The sequence below is a fragment of the Roseofilum sp. Guam genome (assembly GCF_017746735.1).
GTDB lineage: Bacteria > Cyanobacteriota > Cyanobacteriia > Cyanobacteriales > Desertifilaceae > Roseofilum > Roseofilum reptotaenium.
On record NZ_JAGHZN010000052.1, the window covers coordinates 1 to 18602 of the forward strand.

The following is an 18602-nucleotide window of genomic DNA, read 5'->3' on the forward strand; positions in this document are numbered from 1 at the left end:
GTTCGGTTTTGAGGACTTCAACGGGGGTGGGTGGCACTAGGGGAAGCAACCACTCGATGAAGGACTCTGGAAATTTTTCCGCGAGGTATTTGCAGGTGTTGTCGTAGGCCAAGGCAGGGAGCTTAAAATATCAGTATTACGAGTTAATGCATGTATCCTAATTCAGGATTAGGTCGGTAGCCAAAATTTCTGTGGAAATTTCCCGGAAATTGAGTCACAAGAGCTGACGATCTGTTAAGGTCTATTAAGATTTTCGATAACGTCCAAATTCTTTAACGACTCCCACTAAGGATTAATTTTCTATGGCTTCTGTATTCAGTATTTTCTTCATTCCCTTTAAGTCCCTATGGAAACCCCTGAAACCCCATTGGTGGCTGACGACTCTGTTGTGGATGGTGATGGCTTCGTTGGCAAGTGCGGCAGCAGTAGAGTTGCGGGTAGCCATTGAGGAAGATACGGATGAAGTAAAAATTGGTAGTTCTACAGCCGCTATTGTTAAGGATGCTAATGGTCAGGTGATTGGGGAGTTAAACCCGATGGATGGGTTTACAGCTCAGTCTGATTATTATGGGGTTTCTCTGGCCCAGTGGCGAGCGGGACAGTTGTGGATAGAGCCGGAAAATGATGGGTTGGTGTGGATTGGCGATCGCTGGTATCGAGGTAGACTATTAATTATGCCCACCGATGAAGGGATTACCGCGATTAATTATGTCGATATCGAACACTATCTCTACAGTGTGGTCGGCGGTGAAATGATTCCTTCTTGGCCCCTCGAAGCGCTGAAGGCTCAAGCGGTCTCTGCCCGCAGTTATGCCCTCTATCATCGGGAAAAGACAGCCGATAAAATTTATGATGTTGGCAATGATACTTTTTGGCAAGTCTATGGTGGGGTGCAAGATGAATATGTCAGCACTCAGCAAGCGGTAGATGCAACCGAAGGACAAATTTTGGCCTATGACGGTTCGATTATTGAAGCTGTCTTTCATTCCTCTTCTGGCGGTCATACGGAGAATGTAGAAGATATTTGGTCAGAGCCGCGTCCCTATCTTCGAGCTGTACCTGATTACGATCAGCAAGCTCCAGTTTATCAATGGACAGAAGTCTTTACCTTGGCTGATATTAGGGATTTAACGGAAGGAGTGGGCAATGTTTTGTCCATTGTACCTCAAGAAAAAACACCCCAAGGCCGGGTTCGGACACTGAAAATTACCGGCGATCGGGGAGAAAAGATGATTACAGGGAGGCAGTTGAGAAAAGCCTTAAGTTTGAGAAGTACCCTGTTTAGCATTCAACCTCTAACCGCAGGGGATAAGGCAACAGGAGCAACGAGTTTCCAAGTTCAAGGCCGGGGATTTGGCCATGGTTTGGGAATGAGCCAGTATGGAGCCTATGCCATGGCTTCTCAAGGATCAACCTATCAGGATATTCTCCGCCATTATTATACAGATGCTTATTTGGCGAGGGTGCGGGTGGCTGAATAGGGCATGGAGAATGGGGAATAGGAAACCTCCATTCCCCCATTCCCTAGCGCGTAGCACTAAATTCCTCGCCCATTTTGGTTGAATTCAACGACAGTTTGCTCGGAAAGGAGATGGGTGGTCATTTGTTGTAGAAGGTTGAGGGGTACCGTGATTACGTCTGCGCCTGCTTGTAGAGCCGATGCGGCTTCGTCGGGGGATTTGAGGCTGGCGGCAAGGATTTGAGTGTTCGTACCTTGTAAGATTTTAGCCATGGATTGGACGAGAGCGAGACCATCCCCTAGGAGTCGGGTGGCGCGGTTGACGTAGGCGATCGCATATTTAGCTCCGGCTTCTTGGGCGATCGCCGCCTGGGCTGCACTGTAGATCGCTGTAACCGAACAGTCCATCAGGCGCGATAAGTGGGCAGTAGCTTGAAATCCGATCGCCGTGGCTGGTATTTTTAAAACGGTTTTCTCCCCAATGATCTCATAAGCCCGTTCTGCTTCCGCAATCATGCCCTCATAGGTAGAGGCTGTGAGTTGATAGAACAATTCGTCGGGAGCGATCGCTGCTAGTTGCCTCAATGTTTCTTCTGGAGATTGATCGCTTTTAGACAACAGGGTTGGATTAGTCGTAATTCCTTTCACCCATCCCCATTCAATAGCAGTCTGTGCTTCAGAAATTAACGCAGAATCGAGATAAATTGCCATGGGTACTCTTTTCTTCTTGGCTCTATATTAATCCATATAGCACGTAAAGGCGATCGCCTAACAATCCAATCATCATTTCTGCGCTCTTCAAGCCTCTAAATCTTCCGAAATTTTCCAACAAGGAACAGTCGCTAATAAAGATCCCATAGTGACCCCATCTAAAGGTTTAGAAATAAAATATCCTTGTACTTCTTCGCATCCCATTTTAGACAACTGGGCTAATTGAAAATCTGTTTCCACCCCTTCAGCCGTTACCGAAATATTTAAATGGTGCGCCAAGGTAATAATTGCTTCTACAATCTCAGCATTTTCCCCATATTCTCCAATACGACTAATAAATGAGCGATCGATTTTCAATGTATCAATCGGAAAACGATGCAAATAACTCAAGGAAGAATAGCCTGTGCCAAAATCATCGATACTGAGTTGAATTTCCCGTTGCTTCAGCTTCTCCAGAGCATTCGTGGCCAATTCTGGATTATCCATAATGGCACTTTCAGTAATCTCTAATTTTATATTTTTACTATCACAATTAGTCTTTAGTAATATGCGATCAATTTGATCGATTAAAGTAGATTGATTAAATTGCTTAACTGACAAATTAACACTCATTTTAACCTGATGATTAATCCAGCCTTGTTTACACCAATACTGAAATTGAGTACAAGCTTCTTGCAGTACCCATAAACCAATAGGGACGATTAATCCCGTTTCTTCAGCAATGGGAATAAATGCACCTGGTGAAATAAAGCCTTGTTGGGGATGTTGCCAACGGATCAAAGCTTCAAAACCAGAAATATAGCCAGTTTCTAGGGAAATGATGGGCTGATAATAAAGCACAAATTCTTTATTTTCAACCGCCAATCTTAAATCCGTTTCAATCTGAAATCTTTTTTGCGTGTTTTGACGCATAAAAGCATCAAAAATTTGATAGCTTTTATGGCTCCCTTTTGCCCGATACATAGCAATATCTGCATCCCGGAGCAGTTGTTCTGGTTCTTGATAGTCAGGTGTACTAAAAACAATACCAATACTAGCATTTAAGAAAATTTCTTGTCGATCCCAATGGAAGGGCCAAGTTAAAGAATTTTTGATTTTTTGAGCTAGATTAATGGCAATACTAACATCGTCCATTCGATCGATGAGAATTGCAAATTCATCGCCTCCAAACCGGGCTAAAACTTCACTCGATCGCAAGCAAGATTGTAAGCGACGGGCTACAGAAATTAGCACATGATCGCCAACCAAATGCCCTAAAGAATCATTGACCATTTTAAAGCGATCGCAATCCATGAACAGCACGGCAAATTCACATTTATCATTAGATTTAAAGCGTTCTAATGCCTGAATCAAGCAATCCATAAACCAGACTCGATTAGGCAAACCAGTTAGAGCATCATGGGAAGCCATATGCAACAACTTTTTCTGAATTTTTTGGCGCTCTAAAATCTCAGATTCTAGCCTTTTATTCGTACTCATGAGTTGTTGATTCATGTTTTGCAGTTGCTGTGTTCGCACCTGCACACGGTGTTCTAACTCGCTATTAAGTTTGGTTATTTCTGCCTTAGCTTGGGTGAGTGCCAACTGATTTTCTATGCGGGCAATTACTTCTTCCAAATGAAAGGGTTTAGTAATATAATCTATACCCCCCACTTGAAAAGCTTTAACCTTATCAAGGACATCATCTAAAGCACTCAAGAAAATAACGGGAATATCTTTAGTCTGAGTATTCAACTTGAGGTGCTTACAGACTTCATAGCCATCCATATCCGGCATTTTGATATCTAACAAAATCAAATCTGGGGGAATGGTCTTAGCCGCAGTGATTGCCATTGGACCATTGGTCACCCCTCGCACCTTATAGCCTTCTTCTATCAAGCTATTGGATAACAGCCGTAAATTATTCAAAGTATCATCAACAATTAATAAATTTCCCTTAGAGGACATTTGACCCGGGTTATTCATGATTCAAATCACACTGAGCTATTTTCATAATTCGATCAAAACAAAATTGATCCACTAAACTAGCGATCGCCTTCTTTGCATTCCCATAGTCTTCTGACAATTGCTCTAAGAGTTTATAAATCCCATCTGCATCGGCTCCCGCAGCACAATGATACAGTTTGATGACCCAATCTTCAGCAATTCCCTCAAGATCGCTGGCCTCCAACCAATCATCCAGTACAGTTGGGGTACCATCAAGAACTGTGGTTAAACTATCCATTGGCCCATAAACATAACGAACTCCGAGATACTTAGCTATTGTCTCAAAAATTTTGCTCTCTTGGAATGGCTTGATCATACAATCATCACATTCGCAACAGCGATCACAAATTGGCTCACTGAGGGGATGGTCAGTTAAGCCAATAATTATAGTGGCCTGGCCCTGCAAAGACTTACGGATTGTTTGGGTGGCTGCATATCCATTCATCACTGGCATTTGCATATCCATCCAAATCAAATGAGGTTGCCAAGACTTCCACACTTCGATGGTCTCTTGACCGTTACTCGCCTCGCGCACCTCAAAGCCAACAGCACGGAGTAACTTCACTAATAATTGCCGAATTTCCCACACATCCTCAGCGACCAAAATACGATAAGTCGGTTGACCAGGAGCTAGGCTAATGACGCGTAACGGCTTATGGGATAGGGGGACTTGCGTCGGATCGGCTTGCTCAAACGGTATATCAAACCAAAAGCAAGTACCGCCAGCAGCCGGACAAGTGAAGTGAATTTCTCCCCCCATCAATTGCACAAATCTCTGAGTAATGGACAATCCTAAGCCTGTTCCTTCTCCTGACTGACGACCTACACTCGTCTGTACAAAGGGTTCAAAAATCCTGTCTTGTTCTAGTAGGGGAATCCCCGGGCCGGTATCTTGAACTTCAAACCGCAATCGATCGAGTTTTGAGGGTTTACTGACGTTCAACATCACTTCACCCTGGGATGTAAACTTAATGGCATTACTTAAGAGATTAATTAAAATTTGACGTAATTTACTTTCATCTCCTTTTACCCATTGAGGGACATTGTCTTCCCATTTTATCTGGAAATGCAAACTTTTTTTATAGGCTTTAAGGATAAACATATCTTGAGTTTTATCCAGCATTTTATGCAGATCGAATCCAGAAATATTCAGAGACAACTTACCGGATTCTATTTTTGATAAATCGAGAATGTCATTAATCAATGACAATAGATGATAAGCTGAATTATTAATGATTTTTAAAAAATCTTTCTGCTCGGTCACTACAACAGATCTGGACAGCAACTGAGTAAAGCCTAAAATAGCATTGAGGGGCGTGCGTAATTCATGGCTCATGTTTGCTAAAAACTCACTTTTGGACTGATTCGCTGCATCGGCTGCTTCTTTCGCTTGTTTCATCTGAGACTTGGCTTTTAAGGCTTGAATGATCTGTTGGGATTTTTCCTCAATTTCTTTAACCGATTCAGCTTGTTTTATGGCAATCCCCAGTTGTTTTCCGAAGCGTACCATTGCCTTGATTTCCCAAGGCTTCCACGAGCGAGGATTTCCTGTCTGATAGGCAGCTAATAATCCCCAAAATTCCTCTCCCTGTAAAATGGGGGCAATTAAATAGGCTCGAATCTGTTGTTGCTGGAAGAATTCCAAATAGCAAGCAGGGAATCCGCGAGTGAAAACATCATTCGCTACATAACTCTCTGATACCTTACCTTGGGAAACCTGGGCTTGAAAAAAGCAATGGCTCAGTTGTTCGGTTAACTTTTGATAGGTATGGGGTAGTTTAACCAAAGATCGCTGATTTGGGCCTAAAGATTCTGCTACAAATTGACCCGTCCAATCCGGATTAAAACGATAGACGAGAGTGCGATCGCACTTCAACAACTGTCTGGCCTCATAGGTTACCGTGGTAAAAATTGTCTCTACATCTAAAAATGCCCGGGTTTTATCGACCACCATATCTACAGCCCGCTCAGTCTCTGCTTGCTGCTGCAACTGTCGTTGAATTTCCTTTTCCCTTTCTTGGGTTGCCTGTTGCAGCGCCACTTCCATCTGCTTGCGCTCATGGATATCTGAAACTACCCCAATTAACTGGGTAGGTTCCCCTATCCAATCCCGTACAATTGACACAGCGATATACACCCATTGCACCTTTCCATCTTTGCGGAGATAACGCTTTTCTAGGCTATAGGTCTGACTAATACCACTTAAGAGGTCTTCAACATAGGCTTCCTCAACCTTACGATCCTCTGGATGAGTCAATTGACGAAAGGTCATGTTAAGTAGCTCGGCCTCGCTATATCCCAACAATTGACAAAATCGTTGATTGACCTGTACGAATTGTCCACAAGGAAGAGTCAATGCAATCCCTACTGCTGCTTGATCGAAAATGGCCTGTAATCGTTCTTCTCGCTCCCATAAACTTAACTGAGCCTGTCGCCGTTCACTAATATCACGCAAACAGACAACTAAGGCTTCTTCCCGATCCCATTGCACTGGAGCTACACTAATTTCGCTCACGCCTAATACTTCTCCCTCATGAGTAATTTCAATCTCTGCGGTTTGTCCAACGACCATGGGCAATCCCAAAGGATAATCGATTAATTCAGAGAGGGGTTTATGGAGAATGTTCTTGGCTGCTGGGTTGGCAAATAAGACGGTTCCTTGCTGGTCTATAATCATTATTCCATCGGAGGTACTGTTAACCAGCGTTTGCCATCGAGCTTCAACTTTCCGTAGTTGTTCAGTCGTCTTTTTGTAGGGAGTCAGCACTTGAGCCAACATGATAAGGCCACCGACTTTTCGGGTATCAGTATACCAAGGGTGAATTTGCCAACTGATCCAGTCAACAGAACCATCGGCCTGATAAAAAGGATCTTCATTACACTGTTTAACCTCACCGGCTAAACAGTGTTGATGAATCTCTTTGCAGCTTTGAGGAAGGTCTGGAAAGACTTCATAGTGAGATTTGCCAATGATGTTCACTTCTTGTAAGTTATACATATTCAGCCATTGCTCGGAGACATACAGATAGCACATCTGACGATCAAAAATGGCGATCGCCCCTGGAGAATGCAATACGGATAACTTTAATAACTCCTCTTGTACCTTTAACTTCTGCTGTTGCCGTCGTACATAGCTATACCCAATCAGGAAATTGGCCCCAATTGCCCCAATTCCAGCGATCCAAGTCAGGGCGAACAATGTTTCGCTCCTACTTGAGGGGGCAGACTTAACCCGATCTCTTGAATCTAGAGAAGATGGATTAATCGCTAACCCTGATACTGGAACTCCAATTGCTAATATCAACAGGAGTCCAAGTAATATCCAATCCTTAGATGTTTGCCACAGATGATGGATGCGGGGACGCGGAGATAGCCTCTTGCCTATAGCCTCTTGCCTATAGCCTCTTGTCTTTTGCCTTTTGCCTAGCGCAAAGCGCTCTCTTCCCCACTCCATCATCCCCTACCTAAGTTCTCGATACTTGATTATTGAGCCTCAAGGCTTCTTGAGAGACTGCTACCAGGTCTTCAAACTGAAACCGATTGACCCAAGTGGCGATTGTCTGACGTAACTGAACCTGTTCTTCCGACAGATGCTCAAGAAGCTGTACAATTTGCTCGCCATCGGCTCCTGTGGCAAAATACTCTAATTGTTCAAGCCATTCACGGGGCATCATGGCTAACTGGAAAGGATAAATTTCTCCTAGATCTCCAGAACTATGGGTTAAATCTTCAAGAATCTCATAGACATAATCAATCCCAAGATAGTACTTCATTTTCTCCAAGATCGCTGACTCTCGGAAAGGTTTACGCACAAAATCATCACATCCAGAAGAGAGAACTAAAACTTTTTCTTCCTCGAATACGCTCGCAGTCAAGGCAATAATGACCGTGGCTTGGCCGTGAAGATGTTGTTTAATGTACTCAGTAGCAGTATAACCATCCATGACTGGCATTCGCATATCCATCCAAATTAAATGCGGTTGCCAGTCTTCCCACACTTCAATAGCCTGTTGACCATTTTCGGCTTCTTGCACCTCAAATCCCAAGGGTCCCAGGAGTTGCAGCAAAAGTTGCCGATTGCTCCAGCGATCGTCAACCACTAAAATACGATAGGTTGGTTGACCTGGAACTAAACCGATCGCCCTCTGATTGTGGGCAGACTGAAGACTGAGACTCTCTGCTAATTCTATGGTAATCTCAAATTCAAATCGGCTGCCCAGGGGAGAGTAAGCCACAGCAACCCGTTCAGAAGTGAGGTCTTTGGTCATGGTATCCGAGGAAGTCGGAGTAAATTGATATCCACGACTGATCGCCCGAATCTCTCCCCCCATCAATTCTATAAATTTGTGGGTCACACTTAGACCCAATCCAGTCCCCTGTTGGGAAATCTGTCCAGAACGGCTTTGGATAAACGGGATAAAGAGGCTAGAGAGTTCTTCTGGCTCAATGCCGATACCGGTATCTTCAACTTCAAAGTGGAGGTGATGGGGAGAAGTTCCCCGACTGACTCGTAAAACTACCCTCCCTTCAAAAGTGAATTTAAGGGCATTGCTCAGGAGATTAACCAGGACTTGGCGTAGCTTACCTTCATCGGTGCGGATATAGGCAGGCAGATCTCGATCGAGGTTGACTTCTAGGGTAATGCCTTTAACTTGGGCTTTGAAGGCAAATAATTCTTGTACAGTTTCGAGCAGATGTTTGAGGTCAAAGGTATTGGTATTCAGATGTAGATGACCGGCTTCTATTTTAGACATTTCCAGGACTTCGTTAATCAGTCCGAGGAGGTATTCGCTAGCTCGATGAATGATGTTGAGATGTTCGCGTTGTTGGGAGTTTTGCCCACAATGACGCAACATCAGTTGGGTAAAGCCAAGAATAGCATTGAGGGGAGTTCTGAGTTCATGACTCATGTTAGCTAGGAATTGACTTTTGGCTTGATTGGCTTCTTCGGCTGCTTGTTTGGCGTTTTCCAGTTCTAAGGTGCGCTCTTTTACTCGGTCTTCTAGACTATTGAAGGAATCTTGGAGTTGTCGAGCCATTTGGTTAAAGGAGTGGGAGAGCCATTCTAGTTCTCGAATCCCTGCCATTTTAATGGCGGATACTCCAATGGAGTTCAGTTTTCCTGGGGGGTTTGCGTCAGTGGTGCGGAGCGTTATTGCCTCACTGGCTGCGGCTAGGCTTAAAATGGGGCGGGTAATCCAATGGGCAGTGATAATACCCATACCAATGGCTACGATCAGAGAAATGACACATAAGACTATGGTATTGCGGGCATTCGTTTCTATCGCTTCCATAAAGTCGGCTTCAGAAACCACCACCACGATTAACCAATCGAGACCATAGCGATCTTGATAGGGCATCACTTGTACGAAGTGATGTTCTTTCTGGAGATAAAAGTCGAGGTGTTGGATGTTTTGAATTTGATCGAGCGATCCTAGAGATTTTAATAAGTGAGAAGTGGTTGCTTGAATGATTGGATCTTGGCTTTCGCTGGCATGAATGCGTTGGGCAACTCCGTTTTCAATAACAAAGGGTTGAGGCAAGCTGGAACTGGCGACTAAGTTCCCGGAGCGCTCCAAAATAAAGGTTTGCCCCGATTTCCCGATTTTGAGGGTAGCCAGAAATTCACTAATTTGGGTGAGAAAAAAGTTATTGCCTAAGACTCCAATCAAGTTCCCGGCTTCGTCACGAATGGCGACACTGGCAGGGATAGCCATACGAGGATAGGCATGGTAAGTAAAGATGGGTCCCCAAACTTCTTGTTCGCTTTCGACGGCAACTTTATACCAGGGGCGATCGCGGATCGGAAAATTGGGGGTTTCGTTAATGAGTTCAATCGGACGATTGTGCTCATTGAGCCAATGAAATTGAATGCTGCCTCCCGTTGCTTTACCTGCTCTCATCAGTTGCAGTCGATCGTCGCGTCCATGGGCAATACCGATAAACTCGTTTGTCTCACTGCCAAAGAATACGGAGTCAATGCGATCGAAGCGTTTTATTTGTTTAATAAAATGGTTTTGCAATTTGGGAAAATCTTCTATTTGCAAATATCCTAATTCCAAAGTATCTAGAGTGACCTGATTAACTTGATGGGGAATACTCAGGTATTCCGAGAGTTTTTGATCGATCCGTTGACTAACTTCATAGCGCAATTGCGTCGCCACTTCATTGACTGCTTTTTTTCCATAGCGGACAGAAAACCATCCGGTTAAACCAACTGCTATCACGATCTGGAGAACAAACGGGATAATCAGCAATAATTTCAAGGGGATCTTGGCACTCAGATTCCAGCTATTTTGATGATTTAAAACAGCCATATAGGTTGGTCAACCATTTAAAAATAGAACTTTTTCTTAAGTTATCTTAAAAAAAAAATTCGGGAAACCCACAAGGGATCGATTGAGATTGAGGGGAAAGGGATTGAGATCTGAGTTTATTGACCTAAGAGCCAATAGGTAAACATTTCTCCTTTACCCTTAACGTCTATTTTACCCCGTTCGTGAAAATGATAGTTATTTCTTAACAATTCATAAGTTTGATGGGTAACCTGAATCTGGCCCGGTTTCCCTTGGGACTCCATCCGAGAAGCGACATTAACCGCATCTCCCCAGAGATCGTAAATGAATTTGCGCGTGCCAATTACTCCAGCAACAACGGGGCCAGTATTAATACCAATACGAATTTGGAAGGGTTGATTAAAGGGGGTTTGAAACTGACGGATAATATTTTGCATCTCTAGGGCCATATTGGCGATCGCCTCGGCATGATCTCGACGAGGTAGGGGGAGTCCTCCCGCCACCATATAGGCATCACCAATGGTTTTAATTTTCTCTAAATTATATTTTTCACAAAGATGGTCAAATTGGGAAAAGATGCGATTGAGTAATTCAACCAATTCATGAGCCTGTAGATTGCTCGATAGGGGAGTAAATCCGACGAGATCGGCAAATAAGATGGTGACGGACTGAAATTGTTCAGCAATGACGACCCCAACTTGGCGTTCACTCAGGTCGTTCTGTTTGAGTTTGTCGGCGATCGGTTGGGGTAAAATATTTAAGAGTAGTTTCTCCGATTTAGCTTGTTCAATTCGGAGCGCATCTTCTGCATTTTTGCGTAAGGTAATATCATCAATTACGCCTAATAAGCCAATTACTTTCTGATTGGCATCATGAATGGGAATCTTGCTAATGTCAAGCCAAATGGGTTCACCATCTTTTCCGGGTTTAACTTTTTTGGCAATCATGTGCAATTGAGGGGTATCGGTTGCCATAATTTCCTGGTCTTTGGCTCGAAATTCATCAGCCAAATGACGTGGTAATAGGTCATAGTCTGTTTTGCCGATGACAATTTCTGGACTCTCTAATCCGGCGGCTTCTGACCAATTAGAATTACAACCTAAAAAGACGCAATCGGTATCTTTCCAAAAGACTTGTTGGGGAATATTATCTAAAATCAGGCGTAAATAGTGTTGTTGTTCGCGCAGAGCGGCTTCACTATGCTGTAGGGCTAACCATGCTTTTTGGCGATCGCTAATATCATAGGCAGCATAGAGAAGACAAGAATGCCGATTCCATTGAATTTTTTCAGCAGATAATAAGAGGGTTTTGATCTCTCCAGAGGCGCTTTGCAGTTCGACTTTCTGATGGCGTAAGGTTCCTTCGTTTTCTACGGCTTCGACTAAGCGCTGGTGTTCTTGAGGATTAACCCAGAATTGAAGTTCGGTTTCTTGATGGTGAATGAGGGTTTCTGGGGAATATCCCAAGATTTCACAAAAGCTATCATTAACTTCTAATAAGCGACCATCGGCGATCGCACTAATAAAAAGCGGATGGGGACTTAAGCGAAAGGCGGTTTGAAAATGCTCTTGGGCTTCTTTTAAGGCTTGGGTGCGTTCATGAACCTGAGTTTCTAAGTTTTGATTCATTTCTTCCCAAGCTTGGAAGGAGATATTGAGTTGATAGACCATCTGATTAAATCCTTGGGCAAGTAGATTTAATTCCTCAATCCGTCCCCCATAGATTTTGGGAGCAATTTCTCCTTTGGCAATTGCCTTTACCCCGTCGCTGAGTTGGGAAATGGGACGAGAAAGCCAGCGACAGATGAGTAAACCCAATCCTAAAGCACCGATTAAGGCTATTGCACAGAGGGCGATCGTTGTCCGGGTATTGGCATGAATCTGAGCCATAAAATCGGCTTCGGGAATAATCACCACAACGACCCAATCAAGCCCCTTTAAATACTCTTCTGAGGAGTCTAGATTATGGCCGACGGTAGTCACATCGAGAAAATAACGTTTTCGTTGCCAAGTCATCATCAGGTCTTGATGATCTTGGAGGGAAGCTAAGGCAGTGATATGGCTGGCAGCGTTCTGAATTAAAGGATTTTGACTTTGAGAGGCTTTAATCCGTTGACGACCTTCTGGGGTGTCAATAAAGGGTAATTCCGGGGCAGAACTAGCCACCAGTTTACCGGAGCGTTCCATAATAAAGGCTTCTCCAGTGGCGCTAATCTCTAAACTGGCTAAAAAGTCACTAATCTGGGTGAGAGTATAACCTACACCTAGGACTCCTTGGAGAGTTCCTTGGTTGTCATAGAGGGGTAAAACGGGGGTAATTCCTAAATCCTCGGAAGCAGCAAAGAGGTAAATGGGTGACCAAGTGGCGGTTTTCGCTTGGACTGCGGCTCGGTACCAGGGACGGGTACGGGGATCGTATTGGGTGCTACGGATGAGGTCATCGGTGGGATTTCCTTGCTCGTCTAAGGGATAGATGTTGCGGAATGGGGCACTATTGGGATCAAGGCGATAAACGCGGGGGGCGGGGTCGCGGTTGACCATGATAAAGTCGCCTTGGGTGTTGCTGTAGTAGAGCGATCGCACCCAGGGATGGATTTGCACTTGTTGCCAAAAGTAGGGTAGAGCCAGATCGAAGTTGTTGGGGTCAAAGTGTTCAGTGGCGATCGCCGCTTCATTCATCTTCAGAAATAAATGGGGCGTATCGGCAAACCGTTTTAGATGTTCTTGAATGCGATAGGTGACTTCCCAACTCAAACGAGTCGCCAACTGATTGACCGATTGTTGACCATTGTGAAACGACAGATAGCCAATCAATCCCACCACTAAACATAATTCCAGTACAAAGGGAACCACCAACAGGAAGCGCAATGACAAGGTTGAATTACCTTTTAAGGAAAGAGAAATCGGTTGTTTGGTGGACATTATTGATCGGCCCAAGGACTATTGATCATGATACTCATCCTTTTGGGAGACTCCACTGACTTCTATCACTGGCTCAAAAAGGGTCTAAGACAGTTCAATTTCGAGCTTCCGTAAAATCCCGTAATCAGCTTCTCGCTAATTCAGTAATTCTACAGAACTCTATTCCCAGTGTATCGAACAATCTTCATGGAAGGTTTACAATATAAATCCTTAAATTGCCCTAGCCTATATAGAGAGCTTCTAAAAAATAGCAGTATCTCCAATCATGCTTACGTCTTCCTCAACTTCTCCCGAATTTAATTCCTCCGCCGAAGAATTTTCATTCCTGGAGCGTTGCCGAGATTTGATGGCGCTTCTTGAACTAGACGAGACCGATAAACTCGAAGGGAATTATTCCCTTGAGGATTTCTTGTATCTACAACAAGCTATTCGTGAAAAGTTGGCTCAATAGAGATAGCGCAGCGCTTCGCGCTAGGCAATAGGCAATAGGCAATAGGCAGTAGGGACAAGTTGGCTACGTCTTAATTTTTAAATTTATAGGGCTGCGCGCTGTTGATTGCTGGTTCGATATCAAAGGTGTAGCAAAGTGCTTTACGGATTTTCCTCAATGATTCCCTATTCCCCATTCCCCATTCCCTATTCCCTATTCCCTATCCCTTATCCCCTACTTTTGCCAATAAAGGGCTGCGGCATAAGCTAAGGTAACCACACCAACAGCAATAGCGCTTTCATCGACTTCAAATTTAGGATGATGAAGGGGATAATTGGTCTTATGAGCATGGCCAACTCCCAAACGGAACATACTACCAGGAGCATGATCTAAATAGAGGGAGAAATCTTCAGCACCGAGAGACGGTTCAAGCAGATTAATGACGCGATCGCCCCCCAACGCTTCTTTCGCAGCCGTTTCGATTAATTGGGTCACGTTTCCATCATTTTGTACCGAAGGAACCAGGCGACGATAGCGAAACTCATAGGTCGCACCATAACACTCGCAAACACTCTTAACAATCCCTTCAATCCACTGGGGTAACTGGGCGCTGGTTTCTGGATGGAGCGATCGCACTGTTCCCGTTAACTGCACCTGATCGGCAATCACATTATGGGCCCGACCCCCACTAATTTGGCCAAACGACAATACCACCGGACGCAAGGGATTTTGAGTGCGACTAATAGCCTGTTGCAAGCTAGTAATAATCTGAGCCGCAATCCAAATTGCGTCTTTAGCCTCATGGGGCCTAGCCCCATGGCCCGATTCCCCCATAATTACCAATTCCAGCTCATCAGCCGCCGCCGTCAGTGCGCCATAGCGCACCCCAACTGAGCCAGCAGGAATGGTTGGATAGACATGAACCCCTAAAATGGCCTCCACATCTTCCATCGCCCCTCCCTCGACCATCCAGCCCGCTCCTTGGGCGACTTCTTCCGCTGGTTGAAAAATAAACCGTACCGTACCGGGTAGGGATAGGCCCAACTCAGATAAAACCATGGCTGTGCCTAACCCTAACGTAGTATGCACATCATGGCCACAGGCGTGCATAACCCCAGTTTGGCGAGAGGCAAATTCTAAATTCGTACATTCATTAATCGGCAGCGCATCCATGTCAGTACGAATGGCTAAACATCTAGCCCCCGTTTCTACCCCTGGCAATTCACCAATCACTCCCGTTTTGCCCACATCCTCTTTAACATGCAATCCAGCCGAAGATAGTACTCCCGCAACGTAGGCGGCGGTTTGCCGTTCTTGGCCGCTCAGTTCAGGATGAGCATGGATATGGCGACGAATTTCAATCAGTCGGGGGGCGATGCGAGCAGTGAGGTCTTGGATTTCAGAGAGCATGGTCAAAGACAAACGGGCGTTAGACAATTTGCTTAAACTATAACAAGATGTTAGAGATTAGAGTATCCGGATAACGTTTCGACATAACAGGATTTCCTGACTTTATAAATACCCTCTTAGGGATGAGAGTGAAGTTGGAGGCGATCGCCCTGAAATTGAACCCTTTGCTCACCCACTCGCACGACTGAATTTAAGCCACCTCCCTCAACTTTAATTGGTGGTGCATCCTCCTTCTGCACCGTCATCACGACAAAAAACTGGTTATACCCTGACGCTTGAATTTTACCCCCCGTTTCCGTGGTTTCATAGGTTAACTTCACCGCTTCCGGCAGAATAAACCGACCGTTTAGAGTAGCTCCCGAATCGGATGTAATCGTAAATCCCTGGCTTTCTAGGGTTACCTTTCCTGCGGTATGCATCACCCAGAGCGTCGGGACTAAACTCTGTTCAAACCGGTCTACCACCGCAAATAATCCGGGGACACCCGATCGCCCCGTATAATCAACCGCAAAAGACCTAAGCCAGTTTTTATAGCCCAAACTCACTATCCCCGATCCACTGCGATCGGACTCAAAAAAGAGGAGTTTCGAGCCATGATTTCCCTTGACGTTGGGAAAAACCACCACATTTTCATCTTCTCTTCGTCCTTCACTAGGGCCGGCGATCGCCCATTGTTCTCCTAATCCCCAAATCCGAAAACTCCCGGCATCTGGAAATGACCAAGACCCCGTGTTTCTCGATTCACCTTTTAAATAAATACTGGTAATAAAATCATTTTTATCTTGCCATTGATTCCGAAACACATAAAACTGCTTTTGCTCATCCACCAACACTCGGTCAAAAATCTCTACAGGGTTCTGCTCTGCCACATCATCTGGATATCCCACTAAGGCATAAATCGCATCATGGGGAGTATGCTCATGAATGCCAAAAGTGCGATCGCCCTCCAACCCCCAATGACGATCAAAAAACCAGACCAGCGCCGGAAGGAAGCGATCGGAAGTCACCGGAAAACCCAAAGTAAACAACGACCCATCTGGCCCTAATCGGTGTCGGCCATATGTCGGAACTTTAACCCCATTGTCCTGATTAACCATCCGCATGAGATAATGAGGTAAAATCCACTTCATCTTTCCTTCACTGACCCAATCTTTACCCAAAACTCTCTCATAGGCTTGCAAGGCTGGCAAGAGCTGATACAACGATTCACGAGTATACAAATCTCCTTCTGTACCAAAAGTGCGATCTCCCAGAGCAAATTGTATATAGCGCTCGATATTTCGCTCGGCAACCTTTAACCAATACCATAAATCTTCAGAATCCTGATAAAACTGATTATTGGGAAAAAATTCCTGGGGTTCTTGCCAAATTGCTAAAGCGGCCAACAGCGCTGCCGAACGCGCTCTAGCATTCCAATTACTCGCAGCATTGCTATTCCATCCCTTACTCGGTGAATCTCCATTCACCAAATGAACAATCTGCATCGCTAACCAATGGGTTACTTGCTGACGCTGTTCTTGTGTCCAACTCGAGTAACATAAATCATAGGCTAAAGCAATACCTGTGACTGCATTGGAGCGTTCGAGTAGCCGAGGTGGAGGGTTCTCCATCGTCTTCTGAACCAATTCCCATCCTTGAATAGCACTTTCTTGATTTTCATTCAATATGGATAAGAAACAATGACCTGCCCCATGGTATCCACTATTGGGGCCATAACCCTCATAGTAAATCGTTCCTTGAAGCACCCGATTGAGTTGGGTAAGGATAGCTTCACCATAGGGAGTTTTCGCTTTTTGACGTAATTGGGGTAGTTGGTCTCTAGAAAACACTAACCGGGGGTGTTCTTGGGGAGTAATGGGTTGGTAATTAGGGATAGGATTTGGCCATTGAGAGGTTAATGTTCCCTGTACTGATCCCAACAGCAATTTATCCTTAAATTTTCCTGTATAGCTTCCCACCAGTTTCCCTTCGTGGGGAAATAATTGGATTTCATACTCTGCCGTATTCATTTCAGATCTCCAAGGATGAGACTTAACCTGAAGTTTCAAGTGTAATCGCCACACCGAATCAACAGACAGATCTTGGACTACACCCTGATGGTCTACTTCTTTATTAAACCGAGGAGAATATCCCCACACCTCTGGTTGACACTCGCCTCTATCGCACGTTAAATCTAAAGTAATATCTTGATAAACTGGTTTTTCTTCCCAGAGTTTCCAGACTCCATGTTTGAGACGAATGTGTAAATTTCCGGAGAGAACAGTTGGATCGATTGGTCGTAACTGTACACCCTGCGATCCCCCTATGAAAAATAACACGCTGGTTACTAAAAGTAAGTTAAGTTTCATAGAAGCAATGGAAATCGAAAAATCTAGACAATCTGGTCATACCATTTCTCTATATAGCACTTTTTACTCAGCAATAGGCAACAGCTTAAAGTTTTAGAACCTAAGCCATACAAGCTATTGCAAAGCAAGCCTATTCTCTATTCCCTAGCGCGAAGTGCTATATAACCCTTGTTGACCAGTTTATCACTTCCCTTTATCACTGCCTAGTCAAAGAGTGACAGCCGTTTATTCTATTCTCGAGTAGAGTCTAATTTTTATGCGCCCATGTACCACAACCTCTTCCCTAACGCGAAGCGCTATAATAGCTTTCACTGACCTGTTGTAGTTTTCTAAGTTCCCGATGGACACTAATGCCAATTTCTAAGGTTTCATTAATTAAGCGCCCATAATGACTTTCTTGACCTTGGATATCAAAATCAATTAAATCAGACAAATTACGATCCAATTGATCGAATAAATCATCGGGTAATTTGACTTGGTGATACTCGCGCACTAATCGTTCTGCTTTTAGGGCATGGATAAAGCTATCTTTAGTAATTCTTAGCGCTTCAACCATTTGATGACGATTCCCACTATCTTGCTCCATGTACCCATCTGTAATTAATTGATCTATACGGTAAAATATGGTGACTATGCGTTCATAGTTATCCAATTCATTTAAAAGAGTAAGTAAGTAGATTAAAGGTTTGGAATTCAAATAAACGTAGAGATTGATAATCAGAAACAAAAAAGCAGATAACCCCAAACTGGAGACGATGGGTATCCAGTAATTGGGATTAGTGCTATTCCAGGAGTTTTTGATGGTCAGTAAAGTAGTACCGGAAGCAATCACCAAAGTTAGGAAAAATAAGCCTAACTCGAGTCCCGAAAATCTCAACAGAGCCGCATTTCGTTTTTCATCGTTGGATTCCTGATGACTGACTTTCGCCCAAACTCGATAGTATTCTCCAAGGAAACTATCATGGATGGAAATTCCACTAATGTTTTGTAGGGTCTCATCGGATATTCGCAGGTCTTCTAAGTCTGAATTCATAAATATTC

10 protein-coding genes are annotated in these 18602 nt (G+C 44.2%); 2 read left to right on the forward strand and 8 right to left on the reverse strand.

Going from position 1 to position 18602, the window contains the following annotated elements:
• Positions 1 to 302 precede the first annotated feature (302 nt).
• Entirely contained in the window at positions 303 to 1481 is a 1179-nt protein-coding gene (locus J7529_RS19020; protein ID WP_318730286.1) for a SpoIID/LytB domain-containing protein, read from the forward strand.
• A gap of 56 nt (positions 1482 to 1537) precedes the next feature.
• On the opposite strand, the gene J7529_RS19025 is transcribed toward J7529_RS19020, so the two are convergent.
• The 5 genes from J7529_RS19025 to J7529_RS19045 all read right to left on the reverse strand — a co-directional run bounded on the left by J7529_RS19025 (position 1538) and on the right by J7529_RS19045 (position 13373).
• Positions 1538 to 2170, reverse strand: coding sequence for a transaldolase family protein (locus J7529_RS19025; protein WP_318730287.1), 633 nt, complete (start codon positions 2168 to 2170; stop codon positions 1538 to 1540).
• Positions 2171 to 2257: 87 nt separating this feature from the next.
• Positions 2258 to 4135 (reverse strand): EAL domain-containing protein, encoded by a 1878-nt coding sequence (locus J7529_RS19030; protein WP_318730288.1) that lies wholly within the window; start codon positions 4133 to 4135, stop codon positions 2258 to 2260.
• Positions 4128 to 7355: a PAS domain S-box protein gene (locus J7529_RS19035; protein ID WP_318730289.1), complete on the reverse strand. Its 3228-nt coding sequence runs from the start codon at positions 7353 to 7355 to the stop codon at positions 4128 to 4130. The genes J7529_RS19030 and J7529_RS19035 overlap by 8 nt, the downstream gene beginning before the upstream one ends.
• Before the next feature lie 265 nt (positions 7356 to 7620).
• Positions 7621 to 10473: an ATP-binding protein gene (locus tag J7529_RS19040; protein WP_318730290.1), complete on the reverse strand. Its 2853-nt coding sequence runs from the start codon at positions 10471 to 10473 to the stop codon at positions 7621 to 7623.
• A 116-nt stretch (positions 10474 to 10589) separates the two neighbouring features.
• Entirely contained in the window at positions 10590 to 13373 is a 2784-nt protein-coding gene (locus J7529_RS19045; RefSeq protein WP_318730291.1) for an adenylate/guanylate cyclase domain-containing protein, read from the reverse strand.
• A gap of 265 nt (positions 13374 to 13638) precedes the next feature.
• Here J7529_RS19045 and J7529_RS19050 point away from each other — a divergent pair, with 265 nt between their 5' ends.
• Positions 13639 to 13824 carry a hypothetical protein gene (locus J7529_RS19050; RefSeq protein WP_271944301.1) on the forward strand — a complete coding sequence of 62 codons (186 nt, stop codon included), beginning with the start codon at positions 13639 to 13641 and terminating at the stop codon, positions 13822 to 13824.
• A 213-nt stretch (positions 13825 to 14037) separates the two neighbouring features.
• On the opposite strand, the gene J7529_RS19055 is transcribed toward J7529_RS19050, so the two are convergent.
• The 3 genes from J7529_RS19055 to J7529_RS19065 all read right to left on the reverse strand — a co-directional run bounded on the left by J7529_RS19055 (position 14038) and on the right by J7529_RS19065 (position 18594).
• A complete protein-coding gene (locus J7529_RS19055) occupies positions 14038 to 15213 on the reverse strand; it encodes a M20 family metallopeptidase (RefSeq protein WP_271944337.1) in 1176 nt (391 codons plus the stop codon).
• 116 nt (positions 15214 to 15329) lie between these two features.
• Complete coding sequence (locus J7529_RS19060; RefSeq protein WP_318730292.1) at positions 15330 to 17561, reverse strand: hypothetical protein; 2232 nt, start codon at positions 17559 to 17561, stop codon at positions 15330 to 15332.
• 283 nt (positions 17562 to 17844) lie between these two features.
• A complete protein-coding gene (locus tag J7529_RS19065; protein ID WP_271944305.1) occupies positions 17845 to 18594 on the reverse strand; it encodes a hypothetical protein in 750 nt (249 codons plus the stop codon).
• Positions 18595 to 18602 lie beyond the last annotated feature (8 nt).

Bases quoted from the DNA above. Each gene is read 5' to 3' on its own strand.
- J7529_RS19050 (WP_271944301.1), top strand. From the start codon at position 13,639: ATGCTTACGTCTTCCTCAACTTCTCCCGAATTTAATTCCTCCGCCGAA.
- J7529_RS19060 (WP_318730292.1), bottom strand. From the start codon at position 17,561: ATGAAACTTAACTTACTTTTAGTAACCAGCGTGTTATTTTTCATAGGG.
- J7529_RS19055 (WP_271944337.1), bottom strand. From the start codon at position 15,213: ATGCTCTCTGAAATCCAAGACCTCACTGCTCGCATCGCCCCCCGACTG.
- J7529_RS19040 (WP_318730290.1), bottom strand. From the start codon at position 10,473: ATGGCTGTTTTAAATCATCAAAATAGCTGGAATCTGAGTGCCAAGATC.
- J7529_RS19065 (WP_271944305.1), bottom strand. From the start codon at position 18,594: ATGAATTCAGACTTAGAAGACCTGCGAATATCCGATGAGACCCTACAA.
- J7529_RS19045 (WP_318730291.1), bottom strand. From the start codon at position 13,373: ATGTCCACCAAACAACCGATTTCTCTTTCCTTAAAAGGTAATTCAACC.
- J7529_RS19020 (WP_318730286.1), top strand. From the start codon at position 303: ATGGCTTCTGTATTCAGTATTTTCTTCATTCCCTTTAAGTCCCTATGG.
- J7529_RS19025 (WP_318730287.1), bottom strand. From the start codon at position 2,170: ATGGCAATTTATCTCGATTCTGCGTTAATTTCTGAAGCACAGACTGCT.
- J7529_RS19030 (WP_318730288.1), bottom strand. From the start codon at position 4,135: ATGAATAACCCGGGTCAAATGTCCTCTAAGGGAAATTTATTAATTGTT.